The following is a 15,541-nucleotide window of genomic DNA, read 5'->3' as shown; positions in this document are numbered from 1 at the left end:
GGAGGTCGCCGATGGGGAGTTCGATCAGGCGCGGGGGTATCGCGCTGCTGTTGTGCCAGTTGCTGCTGGCAAATCCGCTGATCGCGGAAACACAAACACTGTTTCGACTCACCGGCTCCAACACCATCGGCGCCGAACTGGCCCCCATGCTGGTAAAAGGCTATCTGCAACACCTCGGCGCGGAGAACATCCGGCAACGCAACGAAGGCGAGCGCCACTGGATCAGTGCACAACTCAAAGGCCGCGCTGTGGAAGTGCCCATCGTGGCCCTCGGCTCCAGCACCGGTTTCAAGGCGCTGAACAGCGACAGTGCCGACATCGGCATGGCCTCGCGCAGAATCAAGCGGAGCGAGGTGGAGATGCTGGCGCGTTTCGGCGACCTGGCCGGCGCTGAGGCGGAGCATGTGATCGGCCTGGACGCGCTGGTGGTGGCGGTCCATCCCGACAACCCGGTATCCCAGTTGAGCATCGCACAGTTGCGCAAAATCTACCGGGGTGAAATCCGCAACTGGCGCGAACTGGGCGGCGCCGACCTGCCTGTCCGTCCCCTGCACCGGGACACCGAGTCCGGCACCCGGGCCACTTTCGATGAAGAGGTTTTTGGTGGCAGCCACCCCGCCGCGGGGGTGTACGAAGTGTCCGGCAACGCGGAGACCCACCGCATAGTCCTGCAACAGGCCGGCGCTATCGGCTATCTGCCCTACGCCGATGCCGGAGACGTCAAAAAACTGGCCATCAAGGCCGGCGAGTTGGCGGCGGTGGTGCCGGACCCGGGCATTATCGCCACCGAGGATTTCCCCCTCACCCGCCGGCTCTACCTGTACAAGAATCCCAGCCGGCACAGGCCCCGGGTCGACGACTTCCTGCACTTCACCGAATCGCCGGCGGGGCAACGCCTTGTGGCCGAATCGGGGTTTATCGATCTCACGCCGGTCGCACTGAAAATTCCCCCCTACCCCAACGCCCCCGACGCCTACCGCGAGTTGATGGCCTCCGGCGAGCGCCTGAGCATCTCATTCCGCTTCGCCGACAGCAGCTCGGAGCTGGACAGCCGCGCGCTCAAAGACCTGCGGCGACTGCAGACGTTTATGGAAGAGCACGCCAACCGCGAGCTGAGCCTGACCCTCGTCGGCTTCTCCGACCAGAAGGCCAACAGCACTATCGCCGATATCATCTCGCGTTTTCGCGCCCTCAAGGTGCAGGGCGCGCTGCTGCGCGAACACCAGCTGGGCGACAGCCGGGTACTGGCCCTCGGCGCCTTCGCCCCCCTTACCGCGGACAGCCAGCGGGCACCGGTGAAGAACAGCCGCGTGGAGGTATGGATAAACTGACTCGGCTATGCTTGTGGTCGGCTTACCGGGTGACCGCCACAAGGAAGAACCTATGACCCTAGGGGTAAATCAACTGCCGGACCGGATACTGCGCCTGCTTCCGGCTACGACCCTGTTGTTGCTACTGGCCAGCTGTTCCAGCGTGCAGCTCGCCTACAACCATATGGACCGCTGGATACGCTGGCATCTGGACGATTATGTCGACCTCAAGGGCACCCAGAAGCAACAACTGGCGGCGGCACTCGACAGCTTCCACCGCTGGCACCGACAGACCCAACTCCCCGACTACGCCAACTACCTGGAACAGCTGGCCGACCGGGTACAGCAGAGCCAGTTCACTTCGACCGAACTGCAAACCGTGGAAAAGCAGGTGCGCGTCTTCTGGGACACCGCCAGCACCCAGTTCTACGACCTCCTGCTGCCGCTGGCCGCGACACTGGACAGCGGCCAGATCGATGAGTTGGAGGAGAACCTGCAGGAAAAGCGCGAGGAATCGCTGGAGAAATGGCGCTCACCGGAAAAAATACAGCGCCGCCGGCTGAAACAGATACGCAAGCACAGCCGGCGCTGGCTCGGCAAACTCAGCGGCGAACAGGAAGCCCTGATCGCCGAATGGGTCGCGCAGGTGGAATACAACCCGCTGCTGCGCGACCGGCAGCGCCAGCTGTGGCAGGCCCGCGTTATCGAACTCCTGCGCCGCAAGCCCGACGGCTACCTGCAACAGCTCCGCGACCTGATGGTAAACCCCGAGCAACTCTGGTCTGATGAGTACCGTCGGATGCAGGACCAACGCCACCGGCAAATCCGCTCCCTGAGCGAACGGATACTCGCCACCATCACCCCCGAGCAGCGCCTGCACCTGGAGGCGGCACTGCGCAGCCACGCCGGGGATTTTCGCAGCCTCTCCCACGAATAGGATGCAAGAGTTCCCGCGAAACTGCTAAGCTCGCCGCTTCCATTCACCGGCCAAACCAAACGAGGAAACCCCGTGCGTATCGACTCCGCCAGAAGCGACCAGTTGCAAGAGTGGGAAAGTGAACTGAGCGCGCAGTACCAGCGTATCTGCCAACACGAATTGAGCCTGGACCTGACCCGCGGAAAACCCTCCGCGGACCAGTTGCACCTGTCGGACGGGCTGGACGGGATTCTCAACGGAGACTACCGCGCCGCCGACGGCACCGATACGCGCAACTACGGCGGCCTCGAGGGCCTGCAGTGCGCCCGTGAACTGGGCGCGGATATCCTTCAGGTCCCCACCGAAGAAGTGATGGCCGCCGGCAACAGCTCCCTCACCCTGATGTACCACGCGGTGCTCACCGGCTACCTGTTCGGCTTTGCCGGCAACACCCCCTGGCGGGAGATGAAGTCGCCCAAGTTCCTCTGCCCGGTGCCCGGCTACGACCGCCACTTCTCCATCTGCGAACAGCTGGGCATCGGCATGGTGAATGTCCCCATGACCGCCACGGGCCCGGATATGGACGCGGTGGAAGAGCAGATCCGCGGGGACTCCGAAATCATCGGCATCTGGTGCGTGCCCAAATTCTCCAACCCCACCGGGGTTACCTACGACAAGGAAACTGTGGACCGCCTGGCGCAGCTGGGCCAGTTCGCCAACCCCGGCTTCCGCATCTTCTGGGACAACGCCTACGCGATTCACGACCTGGAGCATCAGATCAACCTGCCCGGCATTCGCGAGGCCACCCACGAAAACGACACCGGTGACTCGGTGCTGCAGTTCGCCTCCACTTCCAAGGTGACCCACGCCGGTGCCGGCCTCGCCTTTGTCAGCGCCAGCGAAGCAAACCTGGCCTCGCTGAAAAAGCAGATGCAGGCCATGACCATCGGCCCGGACAAGGTGAACCAACTGCGCCACTCGCGCTTTTTCGGCGAGTTCACCCTACTCCGGGAGCATATGCAGAAGCACGCGCAGATACTCAACCCGAAATTCGAATGTGTGCAGAGCCAGCTGGAGAAGGCCTTTGCGGATACGGACCTGGGCACCTGGGAAGAACCCAAAGGTGGCTATTTCGTTTCTTTCAATACCCGTCCCGGCTGCGCCGCGGCGGTGATCCAACTGGCTGCGGACGCCGGTGTCAAACTCACCCCCGCCGGCGCCACCTTTCCCTACGGCAAAGACCCCGAGGACCGCAATATCCGCATCGCTCCCAGCTTCCCGCCCCTGGAGGAACTGGATACCGCCATGTCGGTGTTTGTGCTCTGCGTGAAGCTGGCCAGTGTGCGCAAGCAGCTAGGTATGAATGCGGAATGATGAATGCGGAGTGCGGAATGGCACGAGCTGGGCATTCACGAAGTGCGTCCCTGCACTTCACCCGCTTCGCGGGCGGCCTTCGGCTGTGCAAATCTGCTCCCGACAGATTTGTCCGCATTCCGCATTCCGCATTCCGCATTCCGCATTCCGCATTCAGCATTCAGCATTCAGCATTCAGCATTCAGGAAAGATAGCGCCTGGCGAATTTCGGATCCACCTGCTCCAGGTCCACCACCACGAGCCCGTCCACCGAATCACAGAAATCCGGGTCCACATTGAAGGCGTGAAAGCTGGTGCCGCCGGGCCGGGTAACCGAGGCGTACTTCTTGAAGAGCGGCGGCAGCATCACTCCCTCTTCCTTCAGGATTTTTTTCAGCTGCGCCATATCCTCGCCGGCATCGCCACTCAGCACCGGCAAATCCTCCCGTGCCTCCGCAAACGGCAGGCGCGCATCCCCCAGTGGCTCGTCAGTGGCAAAATGGTGAAGGAAATAGCGCACTATCGCCGACTTGGCGCGCACGGAAAAATTGCCCGGCATAGAGACGGGGCCAAACAGATAGCGCACCCCATAGCGTCCCACCCAGCGGCCGATACCGGACCACAGCAGGTCCAGGCCACGGCCGCGCCAGTACTCCGGGAGCAGGAAGCTGCGCCCGAGTTCCGCGGAGCCGGGCAGGCACTGCCGCGGCGGGCGCGGGTAGTTGAACAGGGTACTGCTGTAGATCTGCTCCGCTTCCAGGCGGTCGGTTTTCGCCAGGCGATAGGCGCCGGCGATCTGTTTCTTTTCCCGGTCCCACAACAGCAGATGGTCGTAGTGGGCGTCGAAGGCGTCCCAGTCGCGGCTGTGGCCGGTGCCCTCGCCCACCGCGCGGAAGGCGATTTCGCGAATGCGCGACAGCTCGCGCATCACCGGGCAGTCCGCCCGTTGGCGGTAGAGCTTGACCGCGAACTCACCCTGCTCGATCAGGGTGTCGCAGCTGCCCATCACCTGCGCCACCTCCTCCCCGGGCTCCGCGGGGGCAATTATTTCCGGGCCCAGCGGGCACGGGGATTTGTGCAGCCGGTGTACATACCGGCGCCACAGGTTGGCCTGGGCGCGGGGTGTCAGCGGCCAGTCGCGAAAGTGCTCCGCCGCCACCGCGCTGCCGATGCGGATATCGATGCCGCGGCTGGTCTGCTTGAACATCTCGCGCACCAGCCACAGGGTCGACAATGGCTTGTTGACCATGGAGAGGCCGTAGAACCAGAGGGAATTGCGCCCGCGCACCTGCACCGGCAGTATCGGCGCGCCGGTTTTCTCCGCGAAGCGCGCAAAGCCCGGGTTCCAGCGTCCGTCGCGCACGCCCTGGGGCGTGAGCCGGGATACCTCACCGGCGGGAAAAACGATGATGGCTCCACCGCCGTTCAAGTGCCGGTAGATCCCCTCCACATCCGAGCGTCGGGTGCGCCCGTTGAAGTTGTCCACCGGCAGCAGGTAGGAGCGCAGCGGTTCAATATTCCACAGCAGCTGGCTGGCCACCGCTTTCACATCCTTGCGCACCCGCGCCACCATATCGATCAGCGCCAGGCCATCGAGACTGCCCAGTGGGTGGTTGGAAACGATCACCAAAGGGCCGGTGGTGGGAATCCGCTCCAGCTCAGAGGGGTTTATGTCGTAACGGAAATCGAAATAGGCGAACACCTGGCGGATAAAATCCAGCCCGCCCAGATGCGGGTAGCAGCGACTGAAGGTCCGGATCTGCTCCTCGCAGCAGATTTTCTTCAGCGCCGCAGAGGCCAGCCGGCGCGAAGGCTTCTGCGGTGCAGCGCTGTACCAGGGGTTTTTCTGCAACAAGTCTTCAAGTTGAATCATGCCGCCACCGCCTCTGTCATGATGTGCGCCAGTTTGGGCGCTCGGTGCCAGTGCAACAGTTCCAGGCGGCCGTCGGGCTGCTCCACCACGGCGGTCATGGAATCCACCCAGTCGCCGCAGTTGGCGTAAGTGATTTCCTGTCCCCCGGCGCCGCTGTGGCGGATGCCGGCGCGGTGGATGTGCCCACAGATCACTCCGTCCAGGCCGCGGCGGCCGGTCTCGCGAATGGCGACCTCCTCAAAGCTGTTCATCATGCGCTTCGCCGCCTGCACACGATTCTTCACGTGGTTGGCCAGGGACCACCAGGGCTTGTCGAAGCGCCCGCGCCAGTAGTTGATCCAGCGGTTCAGGCGCAGCATCAGGTAGTAGCTGTGGTCGCCGATGTGATAGCTGATGGGATTGATATTGATCTGGTGCTCGAACTGGTCGCCGTGGGTGACCCAGTAGCGTTTGCCGTCCCTCGCGGTGTGCACCCAATCGCGCTCCACGCGGATATTGCCCAGGCGCTTGCCCGCCCAGCTGCGCATGGGCGCATCGTGGTTGCCGGGAATATAGATGACTTCAGGCGTCCGGCTGGAGAGCTCGGACAGCATGCCCAGCAACAGGGAGGAGGCCTGACACCAGCTGCCCCGGCCCTGGGACAGGGCTTTCATATCGAAGATATCGCCGACCAGGTAGACGGTGTCGGCGCGGTTCTGGGCCAGGAAATCCGCCAGCCGTTGCGGCTCGCTGTCCCGGCTGCCCAGGTGCACGTCGGAGATCCAGAGTGCGCGATAGCGGTTGCTCATAGCAAAGTCCCAACTTTCGGTTGGGGTAACTTTGCAGGGCTTTTCTTACAAAAAAGCGACGGTCAGTTGAAGCTTGTATTGCAGGGATCGCCCGACCCTTTGGCCGGACGGAGCGCTACTCGGTATCGCCGGGATGGCGCATGGGGGCGGGAAACGGGAACTGGGTGACCTTGTCGCCCTTGGCCTCGACGATCTTGCCCACGCCTTCCTTCTCCACCTCGTCGATACGCACGATACTGTGCATGGGGATATAGGAGCGGGTCACCGAGGCGAATTCGCTCTTGAGCTTCTCCTCGCTGGGGTCCACCACCAGTTGGGCCTTCTCGCCAAAGACAAACTCCTCCACCTCGATAAAGCCGTACATATCGCTCTGGTAGATGGCCCGGGCGTAGAGCTCGTACACCTGGTTTTGGTTGTGAAAGATGACTTTGTAGATAGGATTCGCCATATGCGTCTCAAAAAGGTCCTGGCCAGGGAAATAGTAGTGTTAACAGGCCCCTCCGGGTCGGAGCTCCGCTCGAAAAAGCGGGCAAGGATAACAGCCCCAAATATAGCCGTCTATGCAGTCCGGGGCGGTATCGCTATAATGCCCCACCATTTTGACTGAACAGTTTTTAACCAGGCGCGATATGTCCGAAACCACGCCCCAAACAAGGGTGAAAAAGCTCTATATCAAGACCCACGGCTGCCAGATGAACGAGTACGATTCGTCGCGCATGCGCGACCTGCTCGGAGAGTCCCACGCCATGGTGCCCACCGACGATCCGGAAGACGCGGACGTACTGCTGGTCAACACCTGTTCCATCCGCGAAAAGGCCCAGGAAAAGCTGTTCCACCAGTTGGGCCGCTGGAAGCACCTGAAGGAAAAGAATCCCGACCTGATCATCGGCGTGGGCGGCTGCGTCGCCAGCCAGGAGGGCGAGGCCATCGCCAAGCGCGCGCCCCACGTGGACCTGATCTTCGGCCCCCAGACCCTGCACCGGCTGCCGGAGATGATGCAGACCAGAGCACAGAAGAACGGCGCCGTAGTGGTGGACGTCAGCTTCCCGGAAATCGAGAAATTCGACCGCCTGCCACAGCCGGAGGCGGACGGCGCCACCGCTTTTGTTTCGATTATGGAGGGTTGCTCCAAGTACTGCACCTTCTGCGTGGTGCCCTACACCCGCGGTGAGGAAGTGAGCCGTCCGGTGGGGGACGTGCTGGAAGAAGTGGCACACTTGGCGGACCAGGGGGTGCGCGAAGTGAACCTGCTGGGGCAGAATGTGAACGCCTACCGCGCCCCCGGCAGCGACGGCCAGATCGTCGATTTCGCCGAGCTGATCACCTATGTAGCGGCCATCGACGGCATCGACCGCATCCGTTATACCACCTCCCACCCTGTGGAGTTCTCCGACGCGCTGATCGATGTCTACGCCGAAGTGCCGGAGCTGGTGAACCACCTGCACCTGCCGGTGCAGAGCGGCTCCGACCGCATCCTGATGGCGATGAAGCGCGGCCACACAGCGCTGGAGTACAAATCCAAGCTCCGCAGGCTGAAGAAAATCCGCCCGGATATCTCCCTGTCTTCGGACTTTATCATCGGCTTTCCCGGCGAGACCGAGCGCGACTTCGAGGCCACCATGAACCTGATCCAGGAGGTGGGTTTCGATACTTCCTTCAGCTTCATCTACTCGCCGCGCCCGGGCACCCCGGCGGCGGATCTGCCGGACGACACTCCCGCGGAGGTCAAGAAGCAGCGCCTGCAACTGCTGCAGAACCGCCTCAACCAGCAGGCCGCGGCCATTTCCCGGCGCATGGTGGGTAACACTGAGCGGGTGCTGGTAACCGGCGTGTCGAAGAAAGACCCGGGCCAACTGCAGGGGCGTACTGAAAACAACCGGGTGGTCAACTTCCGCGCTGGCGATCTGGGGTTGATCGGCAGGTTCGCGGATGTGCTGATCGAGGAGGCACTGCCCAACTCGCTGCGCGGGGTTCTGGTGGCCTCGGAATTGGACGGTCCGCTGGGGTAATTCGACAGTCTTTTCCCTGTAGGAACGGCCGTGGCCGCGATCAATATACGAGTGCCCACAAAGTCAGGTCGCGGCCACGGGCCGCTCTAATACCGCAACGGTATAAAGGGTCGGACTGTTTAGAACCTATTCGTCACACTCTACCCTTTCCCATACCGGGAAAATGGGTATACCCTAGCAATGAACCCCCTAAACAAAAGGTGCCGAAACCAATTTGGAAACTCATACCCTCGCTCACAGTATCACTCTTGAGCCCAACGACGCCCGCCGCCTGGCCAGCCTCTGTGGCCAATTCGATCAACACCTGCGCCAGATTGAACAGCGATTGGATATCGAGATCCGCAATCGCGGCAATCAGTTCGCCTTTTACGGGGAGCCCGAGTCCGCCCGCGCCGCCGGCGAACTGCTCAGTTCTCTGTATCGGGAAACCGGCGACCGCGACCACCTGACACCGAACGAGGTCCACCTCGCCCTGCAGGAGTCCGGCGTCGAGGAGTTGCTGGAGAAACCGGCGAGCGAGGGCACGGAAACGGAACAGGTGGTGCTGATCCGCACCAAGAAATGCTCCGTGCGCCCGCGCGGTCTCAACCAGCGCAAGTATGTCCGCGCTGTGCAGAACAACGACATCAACTTCGGCGTGGGCCCAGCGGGTACCGGCAAGACCTATCTGGCAGTGGCCTGCGCGGTAGAGGCCCTGCTCAAGGACCAGGTGGAGCGCATCCTGCTGGTGCGGCCGGCGGTAGAGGCCGGCGAGAAACTCGGCTTCCTCCCCGGCGACCTGAGCCAGAAGGTGGACCCCTACCTGCGCCCGCTGTACGACGCCCTCTACGAAATGCTCGGTTTCGAGACCGTGGGCAAACTGATCGAGCGCAATGTGATCGAGGTGGCACCGCTGGCCTATATGCGCGGGCGCACCCTGAACAACGCCTTCGTGATTCTCGACGAGAGCCAGAACACCACCCGGGAGCAGATGAAGATGTTCCTGACCCGCATCGGTTTCGGCTCCACCGCGGTCATTACCGGCGACCCCAGCCAGATAGACCTGCCCCGCGGCCAGGCCTCCGGCCTGCGCCACGCCATCGAGGTACTGGGCAAGGTGAACGGCATCAGCTTCACCCATTTCGGTGCCAAGGATGTGGTCCGACACCCGCTGGTACAGCGCATCGTCGAGGCCTACGACACCTATGAAGCGGCCCGCGACGCCCTGGCCGGCAAACCGGACGAAGACGCAGCCTAGCGCATGGATCTTCGACTCGACGTGCAGCGGCCCAGCCGCTGCTCCGGCCTTCCCAGCGATGAACAGATAGCGGCTTGGGCGCGCGCCGCGATCGGCGATGCGCGCGAATCCGCGGAACTCAGTGTGCGCATCGTCGACGAGGACGAAAGCCTCGCGCTCAACAGCCGCTATCGCGGCAAAGACAAGCCCACCAACGTCCTGTCCTTCCCCGCCGATCTTCCCGAAGAGTTGGGCTTGCCCCTGCTCGGCGACCTGGTTATCTGCGCCCCGGTGGTCGCCCGGGAAGCGGACCAGCAGCATAAAGCACCCCCTGCGCACTGGGCACACATGGTGGTCCATGGCACACTGCACCTTCTGGGCTACGACCATATTGAGGACGCGGACGCGGAAATCATGGAAGGCCTGGAAACCCGGTTGCTGGAGGGATTGGGATTCCCCGACCCCTATACGGCAAAAGAATTGGACGAACACGAGTAACCCGGAGCATGGCCACATCCATGACCACAGACGAACCCCCAAGTAGTCGCTCTTCCGGCAAATCCCGATCGGGGGAGAAAAACTGGCTGGAAAAGCTTCTCGGCGCATTTTCCGCAGAGCCCAAATCCCGAGACGAGTTGCTGGACATCATCAAGGATGCCGCGGAAAACCAACTGGTGGACGCGGAGGCCCTGTCCATCATCGAGGGCGCGCTGGACGTATCCAGCCAGCAGGTGCGCGAAATCATGATCCCCCGCTCGCAGATGGTGGTGGTCAGCCTGCAGGACAAGCCCGAGGAGTTCCTGCCCAAAATCATCGAATCCGGCCACTCCCGCTTCCCGGTAATCGGTGAAAGCGTGGACGATATCCGCGGTATCCTGCTGGCCAAGGACCTGCTGCCGCTGGTACTGAAAGGCGTGAAGGAATTTCAGCTCGAGGACATCATCCGACCGGCCAATATCATTCCCGAGAGCAAGCGCCTGAATATCCTACTGCGCGAATTCCGCGAGAACCGCTACCATATGGCGGTAGTGATCGACGAGTACGGCGGCGTCTCCGGCGTAGTCACCATCGAGGATATCCTCGAGGAGATCGTCGGCGAGATCGAGGACGAAACCGACGAGGAGGAAGCGGACAGCTTTATCCGCAAGGTGGGCGACAACGATTTTATCGTCAAGGCCCTCACCCCCATCGAGGATTTCAACCACTATTTCGACAGCGAACTAAGCGACGAGGAGTTCGACACCATCGGCGGCCTGGTCATGCAGTCCTTCGGCCACCTGCCCGGGCGCGACGAAGTCACCCGGCTGGGGAATTTCACCTTCCGCGTGCTCTATGCAGACAACCGGCAGGTTCACCTGCTGCGGGTGAGTCGGATGAGGAATGCGGAATGAGGAATGCGGAATGGCGTGGGATGGATAAGCGCAGCGCACCTGCCGACAGACAGTTGGAATCAGGCCAGCACCAAAAATTGGAGCCGATCCGGGGACTGAATGAGTAAACATTCCGCATTCCGCATTCCGCATTCCGCATTGGCGGCCGCCGCCGGCGCCTTGCTAACCCTCTCCCTGGCCCCTTTCGGCTGGTGGATCTGCGGCCTGCTGTCCCTGTCGCTGCTGGCCTGGCTGAACCTGCGCGCCGCCGGCGAAGGCCGGCAGCTCGGTGGAGGCCGCAGCCTGTGGCTGGCGCTCTGCTATGGCCTGGGCCTGTTCGCCAGTGGCGGCTCCTGGGTGTATGTCTCCATCACCCAGTTCGGCGGCTCATCGGTCCCCCTGGGCCTACTGCTCACTGGTGCCTTTGTGTCCATTATGGCGCTGCTGCTGGCACTGCCGTTTTACTTCCTCGGCCGGTTTACCGACAACAAAATCAGCTTCGCCCTCGCCTTCGCCGCCCTTTGGTTTGTCAGTGAGTGGCTGCGCAGCTGGTTCTTCACCGGCTTCCCCTGGTTGTTTGCCGGCTACGCCCATATCGGTACCTGGCTGTCCGGCTGGGCGCCGGTGATAAGCGTCTATGGTATTGGCCTACTGCTGGCCTTCACCGCGGCCGTGATTGCGCTGGCCGCCAGCGGGCGCCTGGCGCCACTGCTGACCCCGGAAAACAAACGCGCACACATCGCCCTGCTGCTGGCAGCGGCCCTCCCCTGGCCACTGGGCGCACTGCTGTCACAGGTGGAGTGGACGGCACCGGAAGGGAAGGAAATCTCCGTGGGCCTGGTGCAGGCCAATATTCCCCAGGAGAAGAAGTGGTTGCCGGAGTTCCGCGGCGAAACCATCAGCCGCTACCAGGACGGCACCCGGGCCCTGAGCGAACGCGGCGTGGACGTGATCGTCTGGCCCGAGGCGGCGCTGCCGCTGTTCTACCACCAGGCACCCAACCTGATGCAGGCGCTACAGCGCAACGCGGAAAACAGCGGCATCGACCTGATCAGCGGGGTACTCTACGACAGTGATGACAACGGCCTGCGCATAATACACAACTCGGCAGCGGTATTCGGCCGCAGCCCGCAGGTATATCACAAGCGCCACCTGGTGCCCTTTGGCGAATATGTACCGCTGGAGGAATGGATTCGCGGCACTATCGAATTCTTCGACCTGCCCACCTCCTTCATTCGCCCGGGGGGTGAAGGCCAGCAACCGCTGCACGCCGGCGGTGCCAGCTGGGCCCCGCTCATCTGCTACGAAATCGTCTACCCGCAGATAGTGGCGGACAGCGCCCTCTCCGCCCAGGTGCTGCTGACCATCAGCAACGACGCCTGGTTCGGCGACTCCATCGGTCCGTTGCAGCATATGCAGATGGCGCAAATGCGCGCGCTGGAAACCGGCCGCTATCTGGTGCGCGGCACCAACACCGGCGTGACCGCCATCGTGGACCCCCGCGGACAGATCATCGACAGGCTGCCGCAGTTCGAGCGGGCCGAACTGGTCGGCCGGATCCGGGCGGTGAGCGGCAGCACGCCGTTTATGCTCGCGGGCGTCTGGGGCGTCTTCGCGCTGGCGCTGCCGATGCTTGTTTCCGCGCAGCTGTTGCGGCGCAGAAGGACCTCGCGGGCGGATACGCCGCTGGTTGGCGAGGCATCGGACTGAGCCGGTAGTGCCCATACAGGGCACTAGTGTGGTGTGCAGTACTAATTGTATATATCAGCTAGTACGGCGTATAAATTTGCCGCTTACCTCTCCACTTTCACCTAAACTGCGCATAAGCCGTATCACAGTGTCGGCGCCCTCTACCGTCCCGCGTCGTCCGCGATACGCCAAGCCTCTAACCAAATGCCGGCACGGATGCCTTCCCTATGCATTGTTTAATCAGCGGCGGCACTGGCCTGATCGGCCGCCTGTTTTGCCAGTATTGGCTCGCCCGCGGCGATACGATTACGGTGCTCAGCCGACGGCCCGAACAGGTGCGCGACCTCTGCGGAGAGACGGCCGTGGGCTGCCGCAGCCTTACCGAAGTCCATACACCGGTCGACGTGGTGGTGAACCTGGCGGGCGAGCCCATCTCGCGCCGCTGGAACAGCAAGCGCCGCGCAGAGATTCACCGCTCCCGCCTGGAAATCACCGAAAACCTGGTGGAATGGACCCTCTCCCAGGAACAGCGGCCGTCTTATTTCCTCTCCGGTTCCGCGGTGGGTTACTACGGCGACCGCGGCGGTGACCTGCTGCGGGAAAGCAGCGGCCCCGGCGGGGGCTTCGCGGCACAGCTGTGTCGCGACTGGGAGGCCGCCACCCTTCCCCTGCAGCGGGCCGGTGTCTGCGTGGGTATTATGCGCACTGCCATAGTCCTCTCCACTCGCGGCGGCGCGCTGACGCAGATGCTGCCGGCCTTTCGCCTCGGGCTGGGCGGCCCGCTGAGTTCCGGCGAACACTGGATGAGCTGGATTCACGAGGAGGATATCGTGGGGCTGATGCTGCACGTCATCGACCACCGGCTGTGCCAGCCATTCAACGCCTGCGCCCCCGAAGCGGTGACCAACAACAGCTTCGCCCGTCTGCTGGCCAAGCAGTTGCACCGCCCCAGCCTGGTGCGCACACCCGCGTGGACGTTGAAACTGATGTTCGGGGAAATGGCCGAGGAACTGCTGCTGGCCAGCCAGAGAATGGAGCCGCGCACCGCCCTGGACAGCGGCTACACCTTTCGCTTTCCCACCCTGGAGCAGGCGCTGGAAGACCTGCTGGCCCCGCCGCAGGGGAGGAAAGCGCGAGCCTGACCCCAGCTCCCTAAATACCGACCTCCGCCGGTATGGCGAGTCAATGGGCGCTTGAGGCCGCTACGCAGCCTCAACCGGGCGGTTGAGGGCCTGGGCCAGGTAGCGGCGACCCGACTCCCCCACCACCTGCTCGGCGCGGCACTCCATGGGCGCAGTACCCACCCACTGGGCGTGCCAGCGGTACCATTGATGCTCGTCGCCCTCGCCACGCAGCTCGACGAAATCCACCTGGGTGGGATCGAGGTTGAACTCGCGCACAATCTGCCCGGCAAAAGTCTCGAAGTTCTTGCAAACCTGCGCCGCCCTGTCCGTGCCGCTGCACAGAAACACCAGTTGGCGGTCGTCCTGCTGCCCCTGCCTGAAACCCAGCCACACCGGGCGGTTGAGACGATTGTGCAATTGGATTGGGGAAAAAGACGAAGGGATGCCCGTCATCTCGAAAGTACCTCTCTCATTGTTGTCCACAGCCGTCACTCCACTTCTACAGTTGCCGGCAGTCCGATCAATCGACTGTGAGCCCCCTACCCGGACTTTGTCGGGTAACGCGTTTTCAACGATCTTCGAATTCCGGTGTCGGGTTGACTGTTTAAGAGCTGTCATCGCCCCAAAGGTTCCTCAACAGGAGGATCTCACCGGCGGCAGGGCCGTCCAGTGGTACCACCGACGCGCCAGCCATTCCCGCCAGTACACCTGGGTGCGCAGCAGTGCCGGGGCGCTGGGCAACCAGCGCAGCAGTCCGCTCTGCGCCCGGGGCAGCAGTTCAGCCGAAGTGCCCACCGGCAGGGGCTGCACCTGCAGGCCAGAGCGGGCAAACACCTCCGCGGCGCGGGGCATATGCCACCAGTGGGTCACCAGCACCACACTTTCCACACCGGAATCGTGCAGCAGCGCCGCACTGTTGACCGCATTCTCTGCGGTTGTTCGACTGCAATTCTCGCGCCAAGTCACCGGGCGTTGAAACAGCTCCTGTATCACCCCGGCCATCAGTTCGGCCTCCGGGGCCCGCTCCCCTTCGTATACCCGCCCCCCGGAAACCATCAGCGGCAGCTGCGAGGGAGCCTTTTCCATGGCCCAGATCACCCGCTCCAGGCTGGTGGCGGAAAGGCGCTCGTTACCGGAATTCTCATCCCGGTAACGGCCACCGCCCAGAATCACCACCGCTTGGGGCACCGCCTCCGGCGCCGGCGACATCCTGTTCAGCCGCTCCCCGAGCCAGGAGGAGAAGGCCGGTGTTGCGCAAGTCCACAGGACGGCAAAGGAGAGGATAGCAAGGGGCAGTGACAATTTGGCGAAAGGCGAAGTGGCGGGGAAAAGCCACAAGACAAAGGCCAGCAACAGGCCCAGCAAGGGGAGGAACGGCGGCATCACCAGAGCGGCCAGAGTGGTGTGCACTTCCACCCTATTCGTCCAGGCCGCCTTCGATCTGCCGGAAGCAGCCGTAGCCGCAGCGGTGGCAGGGAGTGATCTGGCTGTTCTGCGGCGGCATGGCCCGGTAGCCACAACCCAGGCACTGCAGCTCTTCGCCAGCGCCGACCCGCTCCCCGGCCAGGGCCCAGGGCTGGCCCCGCCGGATACAGCGCATCAGGTTGGGCCAGGCGGTCTCGGTAGGGTCGGCGGCATCCAGCAGCCAGTCGCCGGTGCGCTCTTCCAGTGTCCGAATTTCACCGCCCAACCCGCGCATATAGTCTCCGGCACGGTGCAGATCATCTTTCAACCAGGCGCGCAGGAAGGCCACCTTATTCGCGGTGAGATCTTCCACCGCCAGTTCGTCCTCTATCAGGTTCTCCAGGTCCCGGCGCAGTTCTTCTGTCAGGTCCTCGTCTTCCGGCGGCAGCTTCGGTTCCTTCGTCACGGCATCCCTCCTATAATTCGGCG

Annotated in this window: 15 protein-coding genes; 9 read left to right on the top strand and 6 right to left on the bottom strand. The window is 62.9% G+C overall.

Going from position 1 to position 15,541, the window contains the following annotated elements; all coding sequences use genetic code 11:
* Positions 1–11 precede the first annotated feature (11 nt).
* From PP263_RS00740 to PP263_RS00730, 3 genes are all read left to right on the top strand, one after another.
* Positions 12–1,331: a phosphate ABC transporter substrate-binding protein gene (locus PP263_RS00740; RefSeq protein ID WP_308366478.1), complete on the top strand. Its 1,320-nt coding sequence runs from the start codon at positions 12–14 to the stop codon at positions 1,329–1,331.
* A gap of 52 nt (positions 1,332–1,383) precedes the next feature.
* Entirely contained in the window at positions 1,384–2,247 is an 864-nt protein-coding gene (locus PP263_RS00735) for a DUF6279 family lipoprotein (RefSeq protein ID WP_308366477.1), read from the top strand.
* A gap of 72 nt (positions 2,248–2,319) precedes the next feature.
* The gene (locus PP263_RS00730) at positions 2,320–3,600 is read left to right on the top strand and encodes an aminotransferase class I/II-fold pyridoxal phosphate-dependent enzyme (protein ID WP_308366476.1); all 1,281 of its coding nucleotides are present in this window, start codon (positions 2,320–2,322) and stop codon (positions 3,598–3,600) included.
* A gap of 181 nt (positions 3,601–3,781) precedes the next feature.
* On the opposite strand, the gene PP263_RS00725 is transcribed toward PP263_RS00730, so the two are convergent.
* From PP263_RS00725 to PP263_RS00715, 3 genes are all read right to left on the bottom strand, one after another.
* Positions 3,782–5,452: a GNAT family N-acyltransferase gene (locus tag PP263_RS00725; RefSeq protein ID WP_308366475.1), complete on the bottom strand. Its 1,671-nt coding sequence runs from the start codon at positions 5,450–5,452 to the stop codon at positions 3,782–3,784.
* Complete coding sequence (locus PP263_RS00720; protein ID WP_308366474.1) at positions 5,449–6,240, bottom strand: UDP-2,3-diacylglucosamine diphosphatase; 792 nt, start codon at positions 6,238–6,240, stop codon at positions 5,449–5,451. The genes PP263_RS00725 and PP263_RS00720 overlap by 4 nt, the downstream gene beginning before the upstream one ends.
* A gap of 115 nt (positions 6,241–6,355) precedes the next feature.
* A complete protein-coding gene (locus PP263_RS00715; protein ID WP_183455596.1) occupies positions 6,356–6,688 on the bottom strand; it encodes a DUF1820 family protein in 333 nt (110 codons plus the stop codon).
* Between the two features lie 181 nt (positions 6,689–6,869).
* Here PP263_RS00715 and miaB point away from each other — a divergent pair, with 181 nt between their 5' ends.
* The 6 genes from miaB to PP263_RS00685 all read left to right on the top strand — a co-directional run bounded on the left by miaB (position 6,870) and on the right by PP263_RS00685 (position 13,666).
* Positions 6,870–8,249, top strand: a complete 1,380-nt coding sequence (miaB, locus tag PP263_RS00710) for a tRNA (N6-isopentenyl adenosine(37)-C2)-methylthiotransferase MiaB (RefSeq protein ID WP_308366473.1) — start codon at positions 6,870–6,872, stop codon at positions 8,247–8,249.
* A gap of 214 nt (positions 8,250–8,463) precedes the next feature.
* Complete coding sequence (locus PP263_RS00705; protein ID WP_308366472.1) at positions 8,464–9,486, top strand: PhoH family protein; 1,023 nt, start codon at positions 8,464–8,466, stop codon at positions 9,484–9,486.
* 3 nt (positions 9,487–9,489) lie between these two features.
* Positions 9,490–9,963 (top strand): rRNA maturation RNase YbeY, encoded by a 474-nt coding sequence (ybeY, locus tag PP263_RS00700; protein ID WP_308366471.1) that lies wholly within the window; start codon positions 9,490–9,492, stop codon positions 9,961–9,963.
* Between the two features lie 20 nt (positions 9,964–9,983).
* Positions 9,984–10,856: a transporter associated domain-containing protein gene (locus PP263_RS00695; RefSeq protein ID WP_308366470.1), complete on the top strand. Its 873-nt coding sequence runs from the start codon at positions 9,984–9,986 to the stop codon at positions 10,854–10,856.
* A gap of 99 nt (positions 10,857–10,955) precedes the next feature.
* Complete coding sequence (gene lnt / locus PP263_RS00690) at positions 10,956–12,545, top strand: apolipoprotein N-acyltransferase (RefSeq protein ID WP_308366469.1); 1,590 nt, start codon at positions 10,956–10,958, stop codon at positions 12,543–12,545.
* Positions 12,546–12,751: 206 nt separating this feature from the next.
* Positions 12,752–13,666: a TIGR01777 family oxidoreductase gene (locus tag PP263_RS00685; protein WP_308366468.1), complete on the top strand. Its 915-nt coding sequence runs from the start codon at positions 12,752–12,754 to the stop codon at positions 13,664–13,666.
* A gap of 60 nt (positions 13,667–13,726) precedes the next feature.
* Here the strand turns inward: PP263_RS00685 and PP263_RS00680 are convergent, their stop codons facing one another.
* The 3 genes from PP263_RS00680 to PP263_RS00670 form a co-directional block, all read right to left on the bottom strand.
* A complete protein-coding gene (locus PP263_RS00680) occupies positions 13,727–14,131 on the bottom strand; it encodes a hypothetical protein (protein WP_308366467.1) in 405 nt (134 codons plus the stop codon).
* Positions 14,132–14,281: 150 nt separating this feature from the next.
* Positions 14,282–15,058, bottom strand: a complete 777-nt coding sequence (locus PP263_RS00675; RefSeq protein ID WP_308366466.1) for a YdcF family protein — start codon at positions 15,056–15,058, stop codon at positions 14,282–14,284.
* Positions 15,059–15,065: 7 nt separating this feature from the next.
* On the bottom strand, positions 15,066–15,518 hold the full coding sequence (locus tag PP263_RS00670) for a hypothetical protein (protein WP_308366465.1): 453 nt from the start codon (positions 15,516–15,518) through the stop codon (positions 15,066–15,068).
* Positions 15,519–15,541: the final 23 nt, after the last annotated feature.

The organism is Microbulbifer sp. TB1203 (assembly GCF_030997045.1).
In the GTDB taxonomy this organism is placed as follows: Bacteria; Pseudomonadota; Gammaproteobacteria; order Pseudomonadales; family Cellvibrionaceae; genus Microbulbifer.
This window is presented reverse-complemented; position numbering and strand designations above follow the sequence as displayed.

What these genes read in the sequence shown, in the direction of transcription:
- miaB (WP_308366473.1), top strand. Translation starts at nt 6,870, where the DNA reads ATGTCCGAAACCACGCCCCAAACAAGGGTGAAAAAGCTCTATATCAAG.
- PP263_RS00685 (WP_308366468.1), top strand. Translation starts at nt 12,752, where the DNA reads ATGCATTGTTTAATCAGCGGCGGCACTGGCCTGATCGGCCGCCTGTTT.
- lnt (WP_308366469.1), top strand. Translation starts at nt 10,956, where the DNA reads ATGAGTAAACATTCCGCATTCCGCATTCCGCATTCCGCATTGGCGGCC.
- PP263_RS00720 (WP_308366474.1), bottom strand. Translation starts at nt 6,240, where the DNA reads ATGAGCAACCGCTATCGCGCACTCTGGATCTCCGACGTGCACCTGGGC.
- ybeY (WP_308366471.1), top strand. Translation starts at nt 9,490, where the DNA reads ATGGATCTTCGACTCGACGTGCAGCGGCCCAGCCGCTGCTCCGGCCTT.
- PP263_RS00740 (WP_308366478.1), top strand. Translation starts at nt 12, where the DNA reads ATGGGGAGTTCGATCAGGCGCGGGGGTATCGCGCTGCTGTTGTGCCAG.
- PP263_RS00695 (WP_308366470.1), top strand. Translation starts at nt 9,984, where the DNA reads ATGACCACAGACGAACCCCCAAGTAGTCGCTCTTCCGGCAAATCCCGA.
- PP263_RS00735 (WP_308366477.1), top strand. Translation starts at nt 1,384, where the DNA reads ATGACCCTAGGGGTAAATCAACTGCCGGACCGGATACTGCGCCTGCTT.
- PP263_RS00715 (WP_183455596.1), bottom strand. Translation starts at nt 6,688, where the DNA reads ATGGCGAATCCTATCTACAAAGTCATCTTTCACAACCAAAACCAGGTG.
- PP263_RS00725 (WP_308366475.1), bottom strand. Translation starts at nt 5,452, where the DNA reads ATGATTCAACTTGAAGACTTGTTGCAGAAAAACCCCTGGTACAGCGCT.